This window comes from Arthrobacter sp. H20, assembly GCF_000520515.1.
Classification (GTDB): Bacteria; Actinomycetota; Actinomycetes; order Actinomycetales; family Micrococcaceae; genus Arthrobacter_D.
Window position 1 is genome coordinate 4,924 of the sequence record NZ_KI914721.1, and the last position, 19,374, is coordinate 24,297.

Annotated in this window: 14 protein-coding genes; 12 read left to right on the forward strand and 2 right to left on the reverse strand. The window is 63.8% G+C overall.

Annotated features, from left to right (window positions below):
• The coding region (locus Y703_RS18340) for a potassium channel family protein (protein WP_035764074.1) at window positions 1-372 on the reverse strand (372 nt) is incomplete at its 3' end.
• Entirely contained in the window at window positions 369-1,043 is a 675-nt protein-coding gene (locus Y703_RS0106325; RefSeq protein WP_026552033.1) for a potassium channel family protein, read from the reverse strand. The genes Y703_RS18340 and Y703_RS0106325, both read right to left, overlap by 4 nt.
• Before the next feature lie 115 nt (window positions 1,044-1,158).
• On the opposite strand from Y703_RS0106325, the gene Y703_RS0106330 reads away from it, so the two are divergent.
• The 12 genes from Y703_RS0106330 (at window position 1,159) to nadD (ending at window position 18,976) form a co-directional block, all read left to right on the forward strand.
• On the forward strand, window positions 1,159-3,135 hold the full coding sequence (locus Y703_RS0106330; protein WP_026552034.1) for an APC family permease: 1,977 nt from the start codon (window positions 1,159-1,161) through the stop codon (window positions 3,133-3,135).
• Window positions 3,132-4,463 carry a class I SAM-dependent RNA methyltransferase gene (locus Y703_RS0106335; RefSeq protein WP_026552035.1) on the forward strand — a complete coding sequence of 444 codons (1,332 nt, stop codon included), beginning with the start codon at window positions 3,132-3,134 and terminating at the stop codon, window positions 4,461-4,463. The genes Y703_RS0106330 and Y703_RS0106335 overlap by 4 nt, the downstream gene beginning before the upstream one ends.
• Window positions 4,464-4,493: 30 nt before the next feature.
• Window positions 4,494-7,313 (forward strand): aconitate hydratase AcnA, encoded by a 2,820-nt coding sequence (gene acnA, locus Y703_RS0106340; protein WP_026552036.1) that lies wholly within the window; start codon window positions 4,494-4,496, stop codon window positions 7,311-7,313.
• A gap of 56 nt (window positions 7,314-7,369) precedes the next feature.
• Complete coding sequence (gene dxs / locus Y703_RS0106345) at window positions 7,370-9,343, forward strand: 1-deoxy-D-xylulose-5-phosphate synthase (protein WP_026552037.1); 1,974 nt, start codon at window positions 7,370-7,372, stop codon at window positions 9,341-9,343.
• A 389-nt stretch (window positions 9,344-9,732) separates the two neighbouring features.
• Window positions 9,733-12,828, forward strand: a complete 3,096-nt coding sequence (locus Y703_RS18345) for a ribonuclease E/G (protein WP_051427356.1) — start codon at window positions 9,733-9,735, stop codon at window positions 12,826-12,828.
• A gap of 280 nt (window positions 12,829-13,108) precedes the next feature.
• Window positions 13,109-13,417 (forward strand): 50S ribosomal protein L21, encoded by a 309-nt coding sequence (rplU, locus tag Y703_RS0106355; protein WP_026552038.1) that lies wholly within the window; start codon window positions 13,109-13,111, stop codon window positions 13,415-13,417.
• A gap of 35 nt (window positions 13,418-13,452) precedes the next feature.
• Window positions 13,453-13,713 carry a 50S ribosomal protein L27 gene (gene rpmA, locus Y703_RS21430; protein ID WP_081743419.1) on the forward strand — a complete coding sequence of 87 codons (261 nt, stop codon included), beginning with the start codon at window positions 13,453-13,455 and terminating at the stop codon, window positions 13,711-13,713.
• Window positions 13,714-13,828: 115 nt separating this feature from the next.
• Window positions 13,829-15,448 (forward strand): GTPase ObgE, encoded by a 1,620-nt coding sequence (gene obgE / locus Y703_RS18350; RefSeq protein WP_253907955.1) that lies wholly within the window; start codon window positions 13,829-13,831, stop codon window positions 15,446-15,448.
• An 8-nt stretch (window positions 15,449-15,456) separates the two neighbouring features.
• Window positions 15,457-16,590, forward strand: coding sequence for a glutamate 5-kinase (proB, locus tag Y703_RS0106370; RefSeq protein ID WP_026552040.1), 1,134 nt, complete (start codon window positions 15,457-15,459; stop codon window positions 16,588-16,590).
• Window positions 16,591-16,599: 9 nt separating this feature from the next.
• Window positions 16,600-17,925, forward strand: a complete 1,326-nt coding sequence (locus tag Y703_RS0106375) for a glutamate-5-semialdehyde dehydrogenase (RefSeq protein ID WP_026552041.1) — start codon at window positions 16,600-16,602, stop codon at window positions 17,923-17,925.
• Window positions 17,926-18,017: 92 nt separating this feature from the next.
• On the forward strand, window positions 18,018-18,266 hold the full coding sequence (locus Y703_RS0106380) for a hypothetical protein (RefSeq protein WP_026552042.1): 249 nt from the start codon (window positions 18,018-18,020) through the stop codon (window positions 18,264-18,266).
• 80 nt (window positions 18,267-18,346) lie between these two features.
• On the forward strand, window positions 18,347-18,976 hold the full coding sequence (gene nadD, locus Y703_RS18355; protein ID WP_275450767.1) for a nicotinate-nucleotide adenylyltransferase: 630 nt from the start codon (window positions 18,347-18,349) through the stop codon (window positions 18,974-18,976).
• The last annotated feature ends 398 nt before the right edge of the window (window positions 18,977-19,374 follow it).

Genomic DNA, 19,374 nt, shown 5'->3' on the forward strand with positions numbered 1-19,374 from the left:
CGTCATTAGGCGGGGTGTGTTGACGGCAACGTCAACGCCCCACGAGTCGTCGAACATCCAGTCGTTCTTGGGGTTGTTCACCCGACCGACCGTCCGCCCCACACCGAACTCACTTTTCGCCAAAAGGGATACCACCAGGTTGACCTTGTCGTCGCCGGTCGCTGAGACCACCACGTCGGCTTCATCAAGCCGGGCATCCTTGAGTGTGGTCAATTCGCAGGCGTCGCCAATGAGCCACTTGGCGCCTTTGAGGCCGCTCCGACCAATCACCTCTGGTTTCTCGTCGATCAGCAAGATTTCGTGATGGTTGGAGAGCAACTCCTTGGCAATCGATGATCCAACACTGCCGGCCCCCGCAATGACTACCCTCACTCCGACTCCTCCACTGGTTTCTTGGCGAGAATGCGCCCAATCTCGTCGGTGGCGGCGGTTTGCATCATGGCGTGCACAATGTCGCCCTCCTGGTAGCTGGTCTCCGAGGTGGGAAGCATTCCTTCCCCGAACCGGGTGAGGTAGGCGATCCGGATTCCCGAAGCGGCCTCGATGTCAGCGAGGGACCGGCCGAGCCAGCCGTCATGAAGTGCCAACTCGCCCAGAATCAGGCGCCCCGATGTCTCCCTGAAGTCGCCGTTGATGCTCTGCTCCGGAAGGATCCGACGGAGCACCTGGTCGGCGCTCCAACGCACGGCGGCGACCGTCGGGATGCCAAGCCGCTGGTAGATCTCGGCGCGCCCTGGGTCATAGATCCTTGCCACGACATGCGGCACATGGAATGTTTCCCGAGCCACTCGGGTAGCGAGAATGTTGGAGTTATCTCCACTGGAGACAGCGGCGAAGGCGTAGGCATTTTCGATGTCGGCATTCTTCAGGGTGTCCCGGTCGAACCCAACGCCGGTGACCTTCCGGCCTCCGAAGGACCCCCTGAGCCTGCGGAAGGCGCGGTCATCCTGATCGATGATTGCCACGGTATGCCCCGACTCATCCAATGTGTGGGCGAGGCTGACTCCGACCCTCCCACACCCCATGATCACAAAATGCGCCACTCGTGCCACCTGCCGTTCCCACCGAATTGTTAGTGCGGCCCACTCGTCGGGCCTCGCGTCCGCTGCACCCAGCCTAATGGAGTTGCGCCAGCCGAAACGCGCTAGTCTGTGGGCTGTGCTGACTTTCTTTGAAGCCGCCAAGCGGGTGCTGGTAGGCAAGCCGTTCCGCAATGACCGGCTGCGGCATCAGACCCTGCCGAAGCGGATAGCGATGCCGGTGTTCTCGGCCAATGCCCTGTCCTCAGTGGCATACGCACCTGATGAAATCCTGTTGACCCTTGCCCTGGCCGGGCTGGCAGCCGTATCAGTTTCTCCCTGGGTGGGACTGGCTGTCCTCGTGGTGTTGCTAGTGGTGATTGCCTCCTACCGGCAGGCAGTCCACGCCTACCCCTCGGGCGGCGGAGACTACGAGATTGCCCGTCGCAACCTGGGCAGCTCTGCGGGTCTCACTGTCGCCTCGGCGCTGATGGTTGACTACGTGCTAACCGTCGCAGTCTCAGTGTCAGCGGCCGCCCACTACGTGATTGCCCTGGCGCCGGGACTGGCCGGGGGACAGGCGGCGATGGCGGTGGCCGGCGTCGTCGTCCTGGTCCTGTTGAACCTGCGCGGTGTCACCCGCAACGCACTGGCGTTGGCGATCCCCACCTACGTGTTCCTTGCGGCGATCATTGGCATGTGCGCTGTTGGGATTGTCCAACGGCTGACGGGCACACTCGGCGAGGCTCCCAGTGCCAGATTCGAAATCATTCCTGACCCGGCCCTCGACGCTGGGCTCGTGGGGCTGGCTGGAGCGTTGCTGATCCTCAGGGCATTCTCCGCCGGCGCGGCCGCCCTGACCGGCGTCGAGGTCCCCAGCGCCAACGTCCCCAGTTTCCAGGCCCCACGCAGCCGCAACGCTGCCTCCACCCTGCTGGTCCTCGGAGTGGCCGCGGGGGCCATGATGGCCGGGGTGATCTACCTAGCCAACGCCGTGAAAGTCCATGTGGTGCAAAACCCGCAGGAGCAGCTGCTGCTCGACGGCAACCCCGTCCCGGAGGACTACGTTCAGAACCCGGTGGTGAGTCAGCTCGCCCGCACCATTTTCAGCGACGCGGTGATCCCGTTCGTCCTGGTGGTTGGCGCCACGGCCCTGATTCTCGTCCTGGCCGGCCATGCAGCGTTCAGGGCCTTCCCAGTCCTGGCGTCGATCCTCGCCAAAGACGGCTACCTGCCGCGCCAGCTGCGGACCCGCGGGGACCGGTTGACCTTCAGCAACGGCATCCTCGCCCTCGGTGCCGGTGCGATCCTGCTGATCCTGGTATTCGGGGCCGATGTGACGCAGCTGGTCCAGTTGTATATCGTCGGCGTGTTTGTCTCCTTCACCGCCAGCCAGGCGGCGCTGATCAAGCACTGGACACGGGAGCTGCGCAGCACCGCTGACAAGAAGCGCCGCTGGCGGATGCAGAAGTCACGCGCCATCAACACGGTGGGATTTGTGCTCACCGCTGCTGTGCTGGTGGTGGTGCTGGTGACCAAGTTCGAATATGGGGCGTGGATCGCAGTGCTGGCGATGGTGGTGCTGTTCGCTGTCATGCACAGCATCAAGCGGCATTACGATCAGGTGGCACGTGAGCTGGCCCTCGACGACTCAACCTTTTCCCGGGCACTGCCGTCCCGCGTGCATGCGGTGATCCTGGTGTCCCACGTCCGCAAACCGGTGCTGCGAGCCTTGGCGTTCGCCCGCGCGTCGCGGCCGTCCAAGCTGGACGCCATCGTGGTGGATGTTGACCCTGAGGAAACGGAGCGGACGCTGTACGACTGGCAACGGTACGAGATTCCGGTGCCAATTACCGTCCTGGCCTCCCCGTACCGTGACACCATCATGCCGATCATGGAGTACATCCGAAGCATCCGGAGCGATTCGCCGCGGGACCTGATCGTGGTGTACATCCCCGAGTATGTGGTGGGACGCTGGTGGGAGCGCCTGGTCCACAATCAGACAGCCCTGCGCATCAAAACCCGGCTCCACTTCGAGCCGGGGGTTATGGTGGCAAGTGTCCCTTGGCAGCTCGCGTCCTCCGGCGCCGCACGAAAGTTTCAGGATCTTCAGTGATAGATGAGCCGTCAGGCATCCTAGACCTCACCATCGGCCCGGTGGCCCATGGTGGCCACTGCGTTGCACGACATGAGGGTCGGGTCATCTTTGTCCGCCACGCCCTGCCAGGAGAAACAGTGCGGGTCCGGTTGACCGAGCACGACGACGGCGCCAGCTTCTGGCGCGCCGATGTGGTCCAGGTGCTCCAGGCGTCACCGGACCGGGTCAACCATCCGTGGCCACTCGCCGATGCCCTGCTGGCTGCCCAGCGTGGTGCAGCGCCGGTGGGCGGGGCCGAGTTCGGCCATATCGCCCTCCCAGCACAACGCCGGCTCAAGGGTGCCGTTTTCAGCGAACAGCTCAGCCGGTTGGCCGGGGTGGACCGTGAGATCGACGTGGAACCGGTCCCCGGCGAAGCCGCCGATGGACTGCGGTGGCGCACCCGGGCAAGTTTCGCCGTCGACCCCGACGGCCACCTGGCAATGCACGCGCACCGCTCAGACGAGCTGATCCCGATCGCCGAGATGCCGCTTGCCGTTGATACGATCAACGAGCTGCACCTGTGGGCGATCGATTTCACTGGCATCCAGCGGGTGGAGGTTGCCGTGGGCTCAGCCGACGGCCCGCCCTTGATCCTCCTCGTTCCAGCACCGGGGGCACGGCGGAAGCAGACCTCAGCAGTCGTCCACCAGTTCGACGGCCCGTCGGTGGCGCTGTGGGACCCGGACAAAGGCACAGTGGAGCGGGTCCGTGGCAGGACCTGGCTCGCCGAGACCGTCGGAGCGCAGACCTACCGGGTCACTGGGGATGGTTTCTGGCAGATCCACCGGGGAGCGCCTGGGCTGCTGATGGAAGCGGTCCTCAGTGCCCTCGCCATCCAACCGGGGGAACGCGCAGCTGACCTCTACTCGGGAGCGGGGCTGTTCACCGCCCCGATCGCCGACGCCGTCGGCGAGACGGGACGCGTCCTCGCCATCGAGGGCTCCAGCGGTGCATCGCGAGACGCGAAACGGAACCTGCACGGCCGGACCCAGGTGGACATTATCCAGGGCAAGGTCGAAAGGGTGCTCCGCGAGCGCAAGCCGAACCTCGACGTCGTGGTCCTCGATCCGCCGCGCGCCGGCGCCGGCAAGGGGGCGATCAGCGAGGTGATCGCCGCAGCACCGCGGGCCGTCGGGTACGTTTCCTGTGACCCGGCGTCGTTTGCCCGCGATGTGAGCTACTTCCAGCAGGCGGGCTGGGAACTGGACACCCTTCGGGTGTTCGATCTGTACCCGCATACGCACCACATGGAGTCCTTCGCGGTGCTCCGCCCGGGTGCAGGGCGGGTAACGCCAGCCCGGTAGGATGAACGTCCAGGCGAGAGGAGTCCGATGATGAGCAGCGTGGACAGTTTCGGTGCCAAAGGTGTACTTATTGTCGCCGGTGCCGAGTACGAGATTTTCCGGCTGAGCGCCGTGGCGGGGGCCGACAGTCTTCCGTTCAGCCTCAAAATCCTTCTGGAGAACCTGCTCCGCACCGAGGATGGGGCCAACATCACGGCTGACCACGTTCGGGCAGTGGCTGCCTGGGATGCTGACGCGCAGCCCGACACGGAAATCCAGTTCACTCCAGCACGTGTCATCATGCAGGACTTCACCGGTGTCCCGTGCATAGTGGACCTGGCCACCATGCGTGAAGCGGTCAAGGATCTCGGCGGGGACCCCCAGCGGGTCAACCCGCTGGCGCCGGCTGAATTGGTCATTGACCATTCGGTGCAGATCGACGTATTCGGCAGCCCCGACGCGCTCGAACGCAACATGGACATCGAGTACCAGCGCAACGGCGAGCGATACCAGTTCCTGCGGTGGGGCCAGGGGGCTTTCGATGACTTCAAGGTGGTGCCACCTGGAACCGGCATTGTCCATCAGGTAAATATCGAATACCTGGCGCGCACGGTGATGACCCGTGAGGTGTCCACCGGCGACGGTGCGGGTGATGCCACAGTCCTGCGCGCCTACCCTGACACCTGCGTTGGCACCGACTCGCACACCACGATGGTCAACGGCCTCGGTGTGCTCGGATGGGGTGTCGGTGGCATCGAAGCTGAGGCTGCGATGCTGGGCCAGCCCGTGTCGATGCTCATTCCCCGCGTCGTTGGCTTCAAACTCGCCGGGTCCATTCCGGCCGGCGCCACCGCCACCGACGTCGTCCTGACCATCACGGAGATGCTGCGTAAACACGGTGCGGTCGGAAAGTTCGTTGAGTTCTACGGCGAGGGCGTGGCAGCAGTGCCCCTCGCTAACCGCGCCACCATCGGAAACATGAGCCCCGAGTTTGGGTCCACCGCAGCCATGTTTCCGATCGACGACGTTACCCTCGAGTACCTGCGCCTGACCGGCCGGTCAACCGAGAGTGTCGCCCTGGTCGAGGCGTATGCCAAGGAGCAGGGTCTCTGGCACGACCCCTCGCGGGAGATCCGCTTCTCCGAGTACCTCGAACTGGACCTGTCCACTGTGGTCCCCTCGATCGCCGGTCCGAAGCGCCCCCAGGACCGGATCGAGCTGACCGATGCCAAGGAACAGTTCCGCAAGGACATCCACAACTACGTCAACTCGGTGGACGACGCAGCCCTTGACGAGGCGCTCGAAGAGTCCTTCCCCGCATCCGACGTGCCGGCGATGACCTCAACGCTGAAGCACTCGGCGCATCCGACCGGCGGCGGCTGGCCATCGAATCGGGTCCAGGTCACCATGGCCGATGGGCGCCACTTCGAGCTTGACCACGGCACCGTCACCATCGCGTCGATCACCTCGTGCACCAACACCTCCAACCCCTCGGTGATGCTGGCCGCCGCCCTGTTGGCCCGCAACGCAGTCGACAGGGGACTGACCTCCAAGCCCTGGGTGAAAACCTCGGTTGCTCCCGGCTCCAAGGTGGTCACCGACTATTACGACACCTCGGGGCTGACTCCCTATCTCGAGAAGCTCGGCTTCTACATCGTGGGGTATGGGTGCGCCACCTGCATCGGTAACTCAGGCCCGCTCGAAGAGGAGATCGCTGCGGCGATCCAGGAGAACGATCTGTCGGTCGCTGCGGTGCTCTCCGGCAACCGCAACTTTGAGGGCCGGATCAACCCCGACGTCAAGATGAACTACCTTGCCTCGCCGCCCCTGGTCATCGCCTACGCACTGGCTGGCACCATGGACTTCGACTTCGACACCGATCCACTGGGGCAGGACCAGCAGGGCGCCGACATTTTTCTCCGGGATATCTGGCCCACCCCGGTTGAGGTGCAGCAGACCATCGACTCCTCAATTGACTCGGAGATGTTCGCGAAGGGGTATCAGGGAGTGTTCGACGGCGACCACCGCTGGAAGGACCTCGACACTCCCGTGGGGGCAACCTTCGCCTGGAGCGAGAACTCCACCTACGTCCGGCGACCCCCATACTTCGACGGTATGAAGGCGACGCCGGACCCAGTCACTGATATCGCGGGCGCCCGCGTGCTGGCTAAGCTGGGAGACTCAGTGACCACCGACCACATCAGTCCCGCCGGCTCATTCAAATCGGACAGCCCCGCGGGACGGTATCTGCTGGAGCACGGAGTGAACCGCAAGGACTTCAACTCCTACGGGTCACGGCGTGGCAACCACGAGGTGATGATCCGCGGAACCTTTGCCAATATCCGGTTGCGCAACACTCTGCTCCAGGGGGTCGAGGGCGGCTTCACCCGTGACTTCACCCAGACGGGCGGTCCGCAGGCCTACATCTATGACGCAGCAGTCAACTACGAGGCTGCTGGTGTTCCCCTGGTGGTTCTGGCCGGAAAAGAATACGGATCGGGTTCGTCCCGTGACTGGGCGGCGAAGGGCACAGCACTACTCGGTGTCCGCGCCGTTATCGCGGAGAGCTACGAGCGGATCCACCGCTCCAACCTAATCGGCATGGGAGTGTTGCCGCTGCAGTTCCCGGTCGGGATGAGCGCTGCGACGCTGGGGCTGAAAGGCACCGAGACGTTTGCTGTGCACGGCGTGACAGCGCTCAATGCGGGCACCACGCCGGCGACCGTGACGGTGAGCGCCGAGCCGGAGGACGGCGGGGACGTGATCACCTTTGAGGCCGTCCTGCGCATCGATACCCCGGGTGAGGCTGACTACTACCGCAACGGTGGCATCCTGCACTTTGTGCTGCGACAACTCACAAACCCGCGTTAGAGTTAGAGACCCGCAGGTGTACGTCCGGCGGGTATGACAAACGCAAGGAGGCACCGATGGGACTTTTGGAAACCATCCGCCACCCTCAGGACCTCAGCCGGCTGACCGCCGACCAGTTAGAGCGACTGACTGGTGAGATTCGTGATTTCCTGATCACTAATGTCGCCAGGACCGGAGGGCATCTCGGCCCAAACCTTGGGGTCGTGGAACTCACCCTCGGCATGCACCGCGTCTTCGATTCCCCTCGCGACTCAATGATCTTCGACACTGGGCACCAGTCCTATGTGCACAAGCTGCTGACCGGACGTCAGGACTTCAGCACCCTTCGCCAGCAGGGCGGGCTCTCCGGCTATCCCTCACGTGCCGAATCCGAGCATGACGTGGTGGAAAGCTCCCACGCGTCCTCCTCCTTGTCCTGGGCAGACGGTATCTCTCGTGCCCGGGTGATTGTCGGTGAAGGCGACCGCTACACAGTGGTACTGGTCGGCGATGGTGCCCTGACCGGGGGTATGGCATGGGAGGCCATTAACAACATCGCTGCCGACAAACGACGCCGCGTGGTGATAGTTGTCAACGACAACGGCCGGTCCTACGCACCGACCATTGGCGGAGTGGCCGATTATCTGGCCTCCCTCCGGCCCACCCTTGACACAGTCCGCACCCACCGCGTGTATGAGGGGACCCTCGACTGGTCCAAGCGGCGCCTGCAGAACGGCGGGCCGCTGGGGCGCTTCGCCTACAAGAGCCTGCACGCCACCAAGAAGGGAATCAAGGACTGGTGGGCGCCCCAGGGCTTGTTCGAAGACCTGGGGATGAAGTACATCGGTCCCATCGATGGCCACGACATGGCAGCCGTGGAGCACGCTCTGCACCAGGCACGCAACTACGAGGGACCGGTGATTGTGCATGCGATCACCGAGAAAGGGTACGGCTACGCGCCGGCCCGCGCCCACGTAGATGATCAGTTCCACGCAGTAGGCGTCATTGATCCAGAAACCGGACAACCGGTCGGCGCAGCGGGCCCGCAGTCGTGGACCAGTGTCTTCGCCGACGAGATTGCGGCTATCGCCGATGAGCGCAAGGACATCGTCGGAATCACCGGTGCCATGCTCATCCCCGTGGGTCTGCACAAGTTCGCCGAGAAGTACCCGGAACGGGTGTTCGACGTCGGCATCGCCGAACAGCATGCTCTCACCAGTGCCGCCGGAATGGCGTTCGGCGGGCTGCACCCGGTGGTGGCGCTGTACGCCACGTTCCTGGGTCGCGGATTTGACCAACTCCTGATGGACGTCGCGCTTCACAAAGCCGGGGTCACCGTGGTGCTGGACCGCTCAGGCGTCACAGGGCCGGACGGCGCCAGCCACCACGGCATGTGGGACATGGCCATGCTGCAGATCGTCCCAGGCTTGCATCTGGCAGCACCGCGTGACGCCACCAGGCTCCGCGAAGAACTCAGGGAAGCAGTAGCGATTGGTGACGCGCCAAGCGTTGTGCGCTACTCCAAGGGTGCTGTCGGCGCCGAGGTGCAGGCGATTGAACGGCTCGACGACGGCGTTGAGGTATTGGCCCGCAGACCATCCGGGTCAAGCAGCAACGACGTCCTTATTGTCAGTGTCGGAGCGATGGGTGAGCTGGCTCTCGACGTCTCCAACCGGTTGGGTGCCCAGGGGATCAGCTCAACGGTGATCGATCCGCGGTGGGTGCTCCCGGTGCGTACCTCGGTGATCACGATGGCCGCCGAACACCGCATTGTGATTGTGATCGAGGACGGTGTGCGGGCCGGCGGCGTGGGATCGCGGATCCGGCAGGAAATGCGTGCCGTTGGGGTGGATACCGCGCTGAACGAGGTAGGGCTCCCGGTCGAGTTCCTCGACCACGGTACTCGCAACGAAGTGCTTGAGCGGGTCGGTCTGACCGCGCGCAAGGTGGCTCAGGACGTCGTCGAGCAGGTACTGGGTACCAGGGTCCCTGTGGCCCGGCCTCTCCCGGGAGAGCATTCCACGGTCACCGGCCAGCTACCCAAGCTGTAGGTAGTAAGGAAAAGCTGGACGCGAAAAGCAGCTCGTCAGAATCAGTCTGTGAGACAATGAACCTGGCTGGCAGGGGAACCACATTCCCCGGCCGGTCCAGTGACAGGCTTCCGGCTTTGCCGGCGACGCTCCTGCGTGCATCGTGAAAACATCTTGACGGATGGGATGCCCAGAATCCGCTGAGCAGGCCAACCGTTGGGAAAGCAACGGATAGGGAAAAGCGCCACTGGTCTTCGAGTGATGCCGCACCCCACGGATGGTGCGACCTCGAGGCTCACTTAGACGACTTCCGGTAGACGCGAGGCGCCAAGGTCCGCGGACAACCGACATACTGCCCCCGGGGGCGTCGGAATGTGGCCGACGCCGCAGGGGCTGGAGTAAAACACCATATGGATACCCAGCAGAACCCAACAGAGCAGAACCCAACCGAGCTGAATCCGATCGAGGAGAATCCAGCCGCTTCACGGGAACAGTTCGACGTTCCGGTGAAGAAGGCCACCAGGACCCGCCGCAAGAAGGCGGAGCCCGCGGCCGACGTCGCGGAGTCGGGTGCTCCCACCGAGCTCACCGCCCCCGATGCGGAAACCTCCGACACCCCGGAACCTGTTGCACCCAAGCGACGTGCCACCCGGAGCCGCAAGGCCGCTACCAGCGACATCGTGCTCCCTGATCCGCCAGCGATGCCCCCATCAGAGGTGGAGCCTGCCACCGCGGCGGCTGAACCGGGCGCAGCGGAGCCAGCGAAGGCTCCAGCCCGCCGCCGTCCCACCCGCAAGGCGAGCAGCCCGAGTGGGGTCCCCGACGCAGACACCCCAACCGCAGACACCCCAACCGCAGACACTTCAGCTGCGACCGCGGGAGAGGTGAAGGACGTTCCACCGACCGATTCGGTCCCGGAGCCGGTGAAAAAGACCACCCGTCGTCGGTCAACCGCCGCGCAGAAGCAGGTTCCGGCTCCGGAGGAGCAGGTACCGTCAGCACCGGCCGGGCCCGAGGAGGCTGTGGGAGCAACCGCAGAGGCCGGTCGGGAGTCCGCCCCGGCAGCTCCCGAGCCCGTGAGCACCGACCCGTTCGCCATCCCCGCGTCCCTGTTTCACGCACCCGACCTCGCCGCGACGGCCCCGGTCAGGAACGCCAGCGTCACAGCGTCCCCTGATACCGAGGACGACGACGACGGTGACGCCGAGTCCGGCGGACGCCGCCGCCGTCGCAACCGTCGCAGCCGGGGCAAGGGCCGCGGTGACCAGGGCACCACAGCTGATGACAACTCTCCTGCTGAAGAGGCAGGCTCGGACGGAGACGACGACGGTGTGACATCGCGCCGCCGTCGCAGGCGTCGCCGTGGGGACCAGGACCTCGAGCTGACCGGCGGCCAGGATGACGATCCCCCCAACACGGTGACCCGGGTGCGCGCGCCACGACAGGCGCAGGAGGCTGCGCCGTCAGATAAGGTCACCAGCGTCAAGGGCTCCACCCGGTTGGAGGCCAAGAAGCAGCGCCGCCGCGAGTCGCGGGACACCGGGCGTCGTCGCCAGGTCATCACTGAAGCGGAGTTCCTGGCACGCCGTGAATCGGTGGACCGGCAGATGATTGTCCGCCAGCGCGACGACAGGATTCAGATCGCCGTCCTGGAAGACGGGTTGCTCGCAGAACACTTCGTCTCAAAGACCCAGCAGGATTCACTGATCGGCAACGTGTACCTGGGCAAGGTCCAGAACGTGCTGCCGAGTATGGAGGCCGCGTTCATTGACATTGGCCGGGGTCGCAACGCCGTCCTCTACGCCGGTGAAGTGAACTGGGACGCGTCACGCCTCGATGGGCAGCCTCGGCGCATCGAGTTGGCCCTGAAGTCCGGCGACACTGTCCTGGTGCAGGTCACCAAGGACCCGGTTGGCCACAAGGGCGCACGCCTCACCAGCCAGATCTCCCTGCCCGGCCGTTACCTGGTGTACGTGCCCGGCGGTTCAATGACCGGGATCTCCCGCAAGCTGCCCGATGTGGAGCGCAACCGGCTCAAGCGGATCCTCAAGGACCGCCTCCCCGAAAACGCAGGCGTGATCGTCCGCACGGCGGCCGAGGGCGCCAGCGAAGAAGAGCTGACCCATGACATCAACAGGCTGCGGTCCCAGTGGGAGACGATCGAGGCCAAGTCTGGGTCCACCAAATCGCTTGCCCCTGAGTTGCTGTACGGGGAGCCGGATCTAACCATCAAGGTGGTCCGCGATGTCTTCAACGAAGACTTCTCCAAGCTCGTCGTGTCCGGTGATGAAGCGTGGGACACTATCGAGGCCTACGTAATGTATGTGGCTCCCGACCTGGTCGGACGACTGGAGAAGTGGGCCGGGAACGAGGACATTTTCCTCGCCAGCCGGATCGACGAGCAGATTCAGAAGGCCCTCGACCGGAAGGTCTTCCTGCCGTCCGGCGGATCGCTGGTGATCGACCGCACCGAGGCCATGACAGTGGTGGATGTCAACACCGGCAAGTTCACCGGTAGTGGCGGAAATCTTGAAGAGACGGTCACCAAGAACAACCTGGAAGCCGCCGAGGAAGTAGTGCGCCAGCTGCGCCTGCGCGATATTGGCGGCATCATTGTCATCGACTTCATCGACATGGTCCTCGAAGCCAACCGGGACCTGGTACTGCGTCGGATGGTCGAGTGCCTCGGGCGCGACCGCACCAAGCACCAGGTTGCCGAAGTTACGTCACTGGGCCTGGTGCAGATGACGCGTAAGCGGATGGGCACCGGGCTCCTGGAGGTCTTCGGCGAGAACTGCGAGCACTGCGCCGGGCGTGGAGTTGTCACGCATGACGAGCCGGTGGAACATAAGCGGCACGCTGTCGCACCCGATAACCACCAGCAGCATTTGCGTCAGGAGAAGGTCTCCCGGAGCGAACGCAAACGCAATCGCGGCCGGTCCGGCTCACCGGCCGATGAGGAACAGCAGGCACCCGAAGCTCCTCAGGGCGACGCCGAGCGGCAGGCGCGGGCTGAGGCGGCCCGCGTGGCGCTCGCCAGCATCGCTGCGGCAACCCATGCCGCCCACGAAGCTGAGGGACACCCGGCAGCGGACGCAGCCACCGGGGTAGTGCTGACGATCAACGGGGAGACGGTGAGCCTGCCACGTGCTGAAAGCAGCGATGCCGAGGTGCAGGAAGCGCGCCGGCTCACTCTCGACAGCCTTACCCAGGCGTTCGACCAGAAGCCGCCGACGGCCGATTCGACAGTCGAATCACCCAGCTCACCGGAGCCAGCACCCCGAAGCCCCCGGCGGAACCGGCGAAGGGCCGCGGGCAGTCCCCAGGGGACTGCCGCGACCTCAGCCATCGAACGGAAAGGGCCGGACCATCAGGACGCTGTGGGGGCGCCTGCGGCGCAGTTTGTCGCAACTGTCCCGGTAGCACCCCGCAGGGCACCGGCATCAGCGCCTGCCAAGGACGAACCAATGATCCTCGGCGTCGGCGTTCCCGCATCCGAGCTGTAGTCGCTGACTGCTCCCGCGTTGAGATCCTCCCTGAGGTTGTCCACGTGGGAGCAGCCCCGTAGCGGTCCTACCGCAGCCCGCGACGCGCCCACCCCCAGGGTGATTTGCAGGAAACCGCCGAACTGACGTAATCTTGATCTTCGGTGCGTTCGCCTTCTAACCGGTTATCCGGGGCGTCGATGCACAGCGTCAGCGGCAGGACCAGTCAGTATGGTTTGCCAGTGTAGGTACGCACACAGTAGTTTTCCAAGCAGAGTTGTCGAGAGAAGTGAGTTTCCAAGTGGTGTACGCGATTGTCCGCGCAGGCGGCCGCCAAGAAAAGGTTTCCGTGGGAGACCTCGTAACCCTTGACCGCGTCACCGGTAAGGCCGGCAGCAGCTTTCAGCTGCCAGCCCTCCTTCTGGTCGACGGCGACAAGGTAACCTCAGCAGCAAACGACCTGGCAAAGGTCGCAGTGACTGCCGAGATCATTGAGAATCTTCGTGGACCGAAGATTGTCATCCAGAAGTTCAAGAACAAGACCGGCTACAAGAAGCGCCAGGGTCACCGTTCGGAACTGACCCGCGTCAAGATCACAGGCATCAAGTAACCCCTTAGTTCTTTATCAAAAGGTAGGCAAAGCAAATGGCACATAAGAAGGGTGCGAGTTCCACTCGCAACGGTCGCGATTCAAACGCCCAGTACCTTGGCGTCAAGCGGTTCGGTGGACAGGTTGTCAAGGCCGGCGAAATCATTGTCCGCCAGCGTGGCACCCACTTCCACCCCGGCGCTGGAGTTGGCCGCGGCGGAGACGACACGCTGTTTGCACTCGAGGCCGGCTCGGTTGAGTTCGGTAGCCGCCGTGGACGACGCGTAGTCAACATCGTCGGCGCAGTCGCAGAGTAGTACCTGCGCACCAAGCATTGGCAGTGAAGTGGGGTGAGCCGATCCGGCTCGCCCCACTTTCTTTTTAAGCCGGGATAGACTCGGCATCAATTCACAATTTACGGAGGAGATCAACGTGGCAAGCTTCGTTGACCGGGTGGTTCTGCATGTGTCGGGCGGTACCGGCGGTCATGGCTGCGTTTCCGTCAAGCGTGAAAAGTTCAAGCCGTTGGGTGGGCCCGACGGCGGTAACGGTGGCGACGGCGGCAGCGTTATCCTCCGTGTGGACTCGCAGACCACCACCCTCCTTGACTACCACCATGCACCTCACCGCCACGCCACCAATGGCGGCAACGGCATGGGCGACTGGCGCGGCGGCAAGCAGGGTGAAACCTTGATCCTGCCAATGCCTGACGGCACAGTAATCAAAACCAGGGACGGCGAAGTACTCGCTGACCTCGTCGGTGAAGGCGCCGAGTTCATCGCCGCCTCGGGTGGCCAGGGCGGGCTCGGGAACTCCTCACTATCCTCCCAGAAACGTAAGGCACCCGGGTTCGCACTCCTGGGTATTCCTGGTGACGCCCGGGACATCGTCCTGGAGCTGAAGTCGATCGCAGACATTGCGCTGGTCGGCTTCCCGTCCGCTGGCAAATCCAGCCTCGTCGCCGCAATGTCAGCTGCGCGCCCCAAGATTGCCGATTACCCGTTCACCACCCTGGTACCCAACCTCGGTGTCGTCGAGTCGGGCGACGTCCGATACACCATTGCCGATGTGCCGGGGCTCATCGAAGGCGCCAGCGAAGGCAAGGGCCTCGGCCACAACTTCCTGCGCCACGTTGAGCGCTGCGCCGCGCTGGTGCATGTCCTGGACTGCGCCACATTGGAGTCCGAGCGGAACCCCCTGCACGACCTGGACATCATCGAACGGGAGCTGGAAAAGTACGCGGTAGATATGAGCTTTGCTGGCCCCGACGGCGACGTCGTCCCGCTGAACCAGCGCCCCAAACTGATCGCCCTGAACAAGGTGGACGTACCCGACGGCAAAGACATGGCGTCCTTCGTGCGGCCCGAACTGGAGGAGCGCGGCTACCGAGTGTTTGAAGTGTCGGCCTCCAGCCATGAGGGCCTCCGGCAACTCGGCTTCGCGATGGGTGAGATCGTTTCCGCTGCCCGTGCTGAGCTCAAGGCCGCGCCGCCCAAGATCGTTCCGCCAGTGCTCCGGCCCCGCGCCGTCAACTCGCGTGGCTTCATCATCCGGAACGAGGAAAAGAACCTCCTCCCGCTGTTCCGGATTCTCGGGGAAAAGCCAGAGCGCTGGGTCAAGCAGACCGACTTCAACAACGACGAAGCCGTGGGCTATCTGGCTGACCGTCTCGCTAAACTCGGTGTCGAAGAGCAGCTCTTCAAGAGTGGAGCCAAGCCGGGCGACACAGTGGTCATTGGCGAGGACGACGGCGTCGTCTTCGACTGGGAGCCGACCATGATGGGTGGAGCTGAGCTACTCGCGTCACCGCGTGGCACCGATATCCGCCTGGCCGAGTTCGTGCGACCGACCCGCGACGAGAAGCGGGAGGACTACCAGGATCGTAAGGACGCCCGCGCCGCGGCACGGCTCGACCTTGAGACTGAGCGTAAGGCAGGGATCTGGACCGAGTCGGTGAACTACAAGACGCGCACAGCTCCAGGATCAGATCCTGACCAACCGCAGGTCGACGAAGCAACTCCTGCGATAGATAGTGAAGAAACCGGACGCTGAGGGGCACAATGACTGTCAAACGACCATTGAAAACCAGGTCCGGCCTCGCGAAAGCGAAGCGGATCGTCGTCAAGGTAGGCTCATCGTCGCTCACCTCCATTTCCGGCGGCCTGTCCGAGGAAGCCCTGGTGGGGCTCTCCAACGTCCTTGCTGCCCGCCGGAATGAAGGCACCGAGGTCATTCTGGTCTCGAGTGGTGCGATCGCTGCGGGGCTCGCCCCGCTCGGGTTGAGCCGTCGTCCCAATCAGTTGTCCTCCCAACAGGCCGCCGCCAGCGTGGGCCAGGGCCTGCTGATGGCCAGGTACACAGCAGCCTTCGGTGCGCACGGAGTCACAGTCAGCCAGGTGCTGCTCACCGCAGAGGACCTGATTCGGCGGGGTCACTACGCCAACGCACACCGGGCGATGGAACGTCTGCTGAATTTCGGCGTGGTTCCCATCGTCAACGAGAACGACACAGTCGCAAGCCATGAGATCCGGTTTGGCGATAACGACCGTCTCGCGGCACTTGTCGCGCACTTGGTGAAAGCCGATGCTCTGGTGCTGCTCTCCGACGTCGACTCCCTCTACGACGGGCCCCCGAAAGACGGCGCCCAGCGGATCCCCGAGGTCCGCGGGCCCGCCGATCTCGACGGCGTCGAAATCGGTCGCACCGGCAAAGCCGGCGTGGGCACTGGAGGCATGGTCACCAAGGTGGAAGCCGCAACTATCGCGGCCAGTTCCGGAATTCCTGCGCTGGTTACGTCAACGGATAATGCGGCTGCGGCGCTGGCAGGTAACGACGTCGGCACCTGGTTCAGCACCAATGGCCGCCGCAAGCCCATCCGGCTCCTGTGGCTGGCGCATCTGGCGGATATCCGGGGCACTCTTACCCTTGACGACGGGGCAGTGAAAGCTGTTGGGGAGCGGCGGAGATCGTTGTTGCCCGCCGGAATTGTCTCAGTCAAGGGGGACTTCGAAGCCGGCGACCCGGTCGCAATGGTGGACACGAGTGGCGCCGTCGTCGCCCACGGGCTGGTCAACTACAGCTCCTTCGAACTGCCCAGGATGCTGGGCAGGACCACCCGCGAGCTGTCGAAGGAACTGGGGCGTGAATACGAGCGTTCAGTGGTCCACGTGAACGATCTGGTTGTGCTTCGTTAGACTGGGTCAATGACATCCGTGACCGAACAGCAGACAGAAAGCACTCCTCACACAGGCAGCGCAGCCACGTCCGATGCGAAGGTGACAGCCGCAGTGCACGCAATCGCCGACCGCTCGCGCGTTGCAGCACGCCAGGTGGCAAGCGCTAACCGGGCGGCGAAAGACCGGGCTCTCCTCGCTGTGGGCGAAGCCCTGATCGCCAACAGCTCCAGAATCCTCGCCGCCAACGCGCTCGATGTGGAGGCGGGGCACGCGAACGGCACCTCCACGGCGCTCCTCGACCGGCTCAGTCTCTCCGAAGAACGAATCGCTGGGCTTGCAGACGCCCTGCAGAACCTGGCCGGGCTACCCGATCCGGTGGGTTCACTGGAACGGGGGCAGACTCTGCCCAATGGGGTTCGGATGCGCCAGATTCATGTGCCGCTCGGAGTCGTCGCAGCCATCTACGAGGCGCGGCCCAACGTGACGGTCGACATCGCGGGGCTGGCTCTGAAAAGCGGCAATGCTGTAATCCTTCGTGGCGGGAGCGCCGCCGCCCACACCAATTCAGCGTTGCTTGACATCATTCAGGAAGCACTGGTCAGTTCAGGTCTGCCTGCCGACGCAGTGCAAAGTGTCGATGAGTTCGGACGCGAAGGTGCCAACGTCCTGATGAAGGCCCGCGGACGGGTCGACGTCCTGATACCCCGGGGCGGTAGGGACCTGATCCAGACGGTCGTGACCAATTCGATGGTGCCAGTCATCGAAACCGGCGAGGGAAACGTGCACATTTTCGTTGACCAAAGCGCCGATCCCGCGATGGCTGTAAACATCCTCCTCAATGCCAAGACCCAGCGACCCAGTGTTTGCAATACCGTCGAAACCCTTCTGCTGCATCGCGACGCGCCCGCAACTGGAGACGTGCTTCGTGCCCTGGCCAGCGCTGGAGTGCGGCTTCACGCAGACCAGCTGACCCTCGACAGCCTCCCCGACGGCGTCAAGGCCTCCCTTGCCACTGACGACGATTGGGCTCGCGAATACATGGACCTCGACCTGGCGGTGGCGACCGTCGATTCGCTGGACCAGGCTGTTGACCATATTCGTGAGTGGACCACCGGCCACACGGAAGCGATCATCACCAACGATCTGGGCAACGCTGAGCAGTTCATTGCCAGTATTGACTCGGCAGCGGTGATCGTAAACGCCTCAACCCGTTTCACTGATGGTGCTGAACTCGGGCTGGGAGCCGAGGTGGGGATCTCGACGCAGAAAATGCACGCACGCGGTCCCATGGGATTGCGGGAACTGACCACCACCAAATGGATACTGCAGGGTGACGGCCAGATCAGGTCCTAAGACCGGGCTGCCAAGCGCGTAACATAGTAGGGAACCTATCCACCGGTTGGTGCTGACCGGTAGACCACTACTTGATTTCTAGGGGAGAATTTATGCTTTCTCAGCTTCTCAATGCCACGCTCGTCGCAAGCGAGACTGGCGGGGAACACGGGGGACACGTCGAACTGCCGATGGATCCCGTGCTCTACGGGATAATCATTATGGGCGCGCTGTTGGCCCTGATGCTCATCACCTTGGCATTCTCGAGTCTGGGCAACAGGCATGAGGCTGTAGAGGAACACGCTGATCCACATAAGCAGCACCCCAACAAGCACGATCCCGGCGACGCTTCGCGCCGCTAGACCCTCAAATGGGGAAGGGGCCTGAGTCGTACGAAGTGAATCCAGCTGACAGAGCACACCGGGATAGAGCTCCGTGGCGCCTGGGCGTCATGGGCGGAACCTTCGATCCCATCCATCACGGGCACTTGGTTGCCGCTAGCGAGGTGGCAGCAGTGTTCAACTTGGACGAGGTGGTCTTCGTACCGACCGGGCAGCCGTGGCAAAAGGCTGAACGCGAGGTGAGCGCCGCCGAGCACCGGTATCTAATGACGGTGATCGCGACGGCGTCCAATCCGAGTTTCACAGTGAGCAGGGTGGATATTGATCGGCCCGGTCCCACGTACACAATCGACACCCTGCGGGACCTGCGGGCGGCACGGCCAGAGGCCGAGTTGTTCTTCATCACCGGCGCTGATGCGATGGCACAGATCCTGTCGTGGAAGAACGCCGACGAGCTCTGGTCCCTGGCCCATTTTGTGGGAGTCACTCGACCAGGTCATGAGCTCGATGGTCGGGGGAGGGACGTGAGTCTCTTGGAGGTACCAGCGATGGCTATTTCCTCCACCGACTGTCGACGACGGGTTGGCGCCAGCGATCCTGTCTGGTATCTGGTGCCTGACGGGGTGGTGCAGTACATCGCCAAGCATGGGCTCTACCGCGATGCATCAGGGTCCGCCGGACCACGCGGGCAGCACGCTTTACACGACGAGATGAAATCCACTACTGGGTGAGAAAGCAATGAGTAACGGCAACCAATCCGCACACAGCCGGAAGTCCCTTCGGCATACCCGCGGGACGAATGCCGATGGTCCGACACCGGAAACAGGACCCAGCACGCGGGTGCGCACTGAACTGAGTAGTCGTCGCGCTGCTGACGCGCCGGTTGATGCGCCGTCTACCCAGCCGGGAGAAAGAGTGTCCCAGACCCGCGCACGGGATCGCGGGGCGCTCAGAGCCTACCGGGCCCTCGCTGATCAGCTCCCAAGCCCTGGGTCTGTCCCCGAGCCGTCACGGAGCCAACGCCGTGTCCAGCAGGCGGGCGCGGCAACAGCGCAAAGTGATAAGACAATACCGCCGCCCGTTGGCGTCGAGCGAACTCCCGAGGCGGATTGCCCGGTTGCCGGCTTGG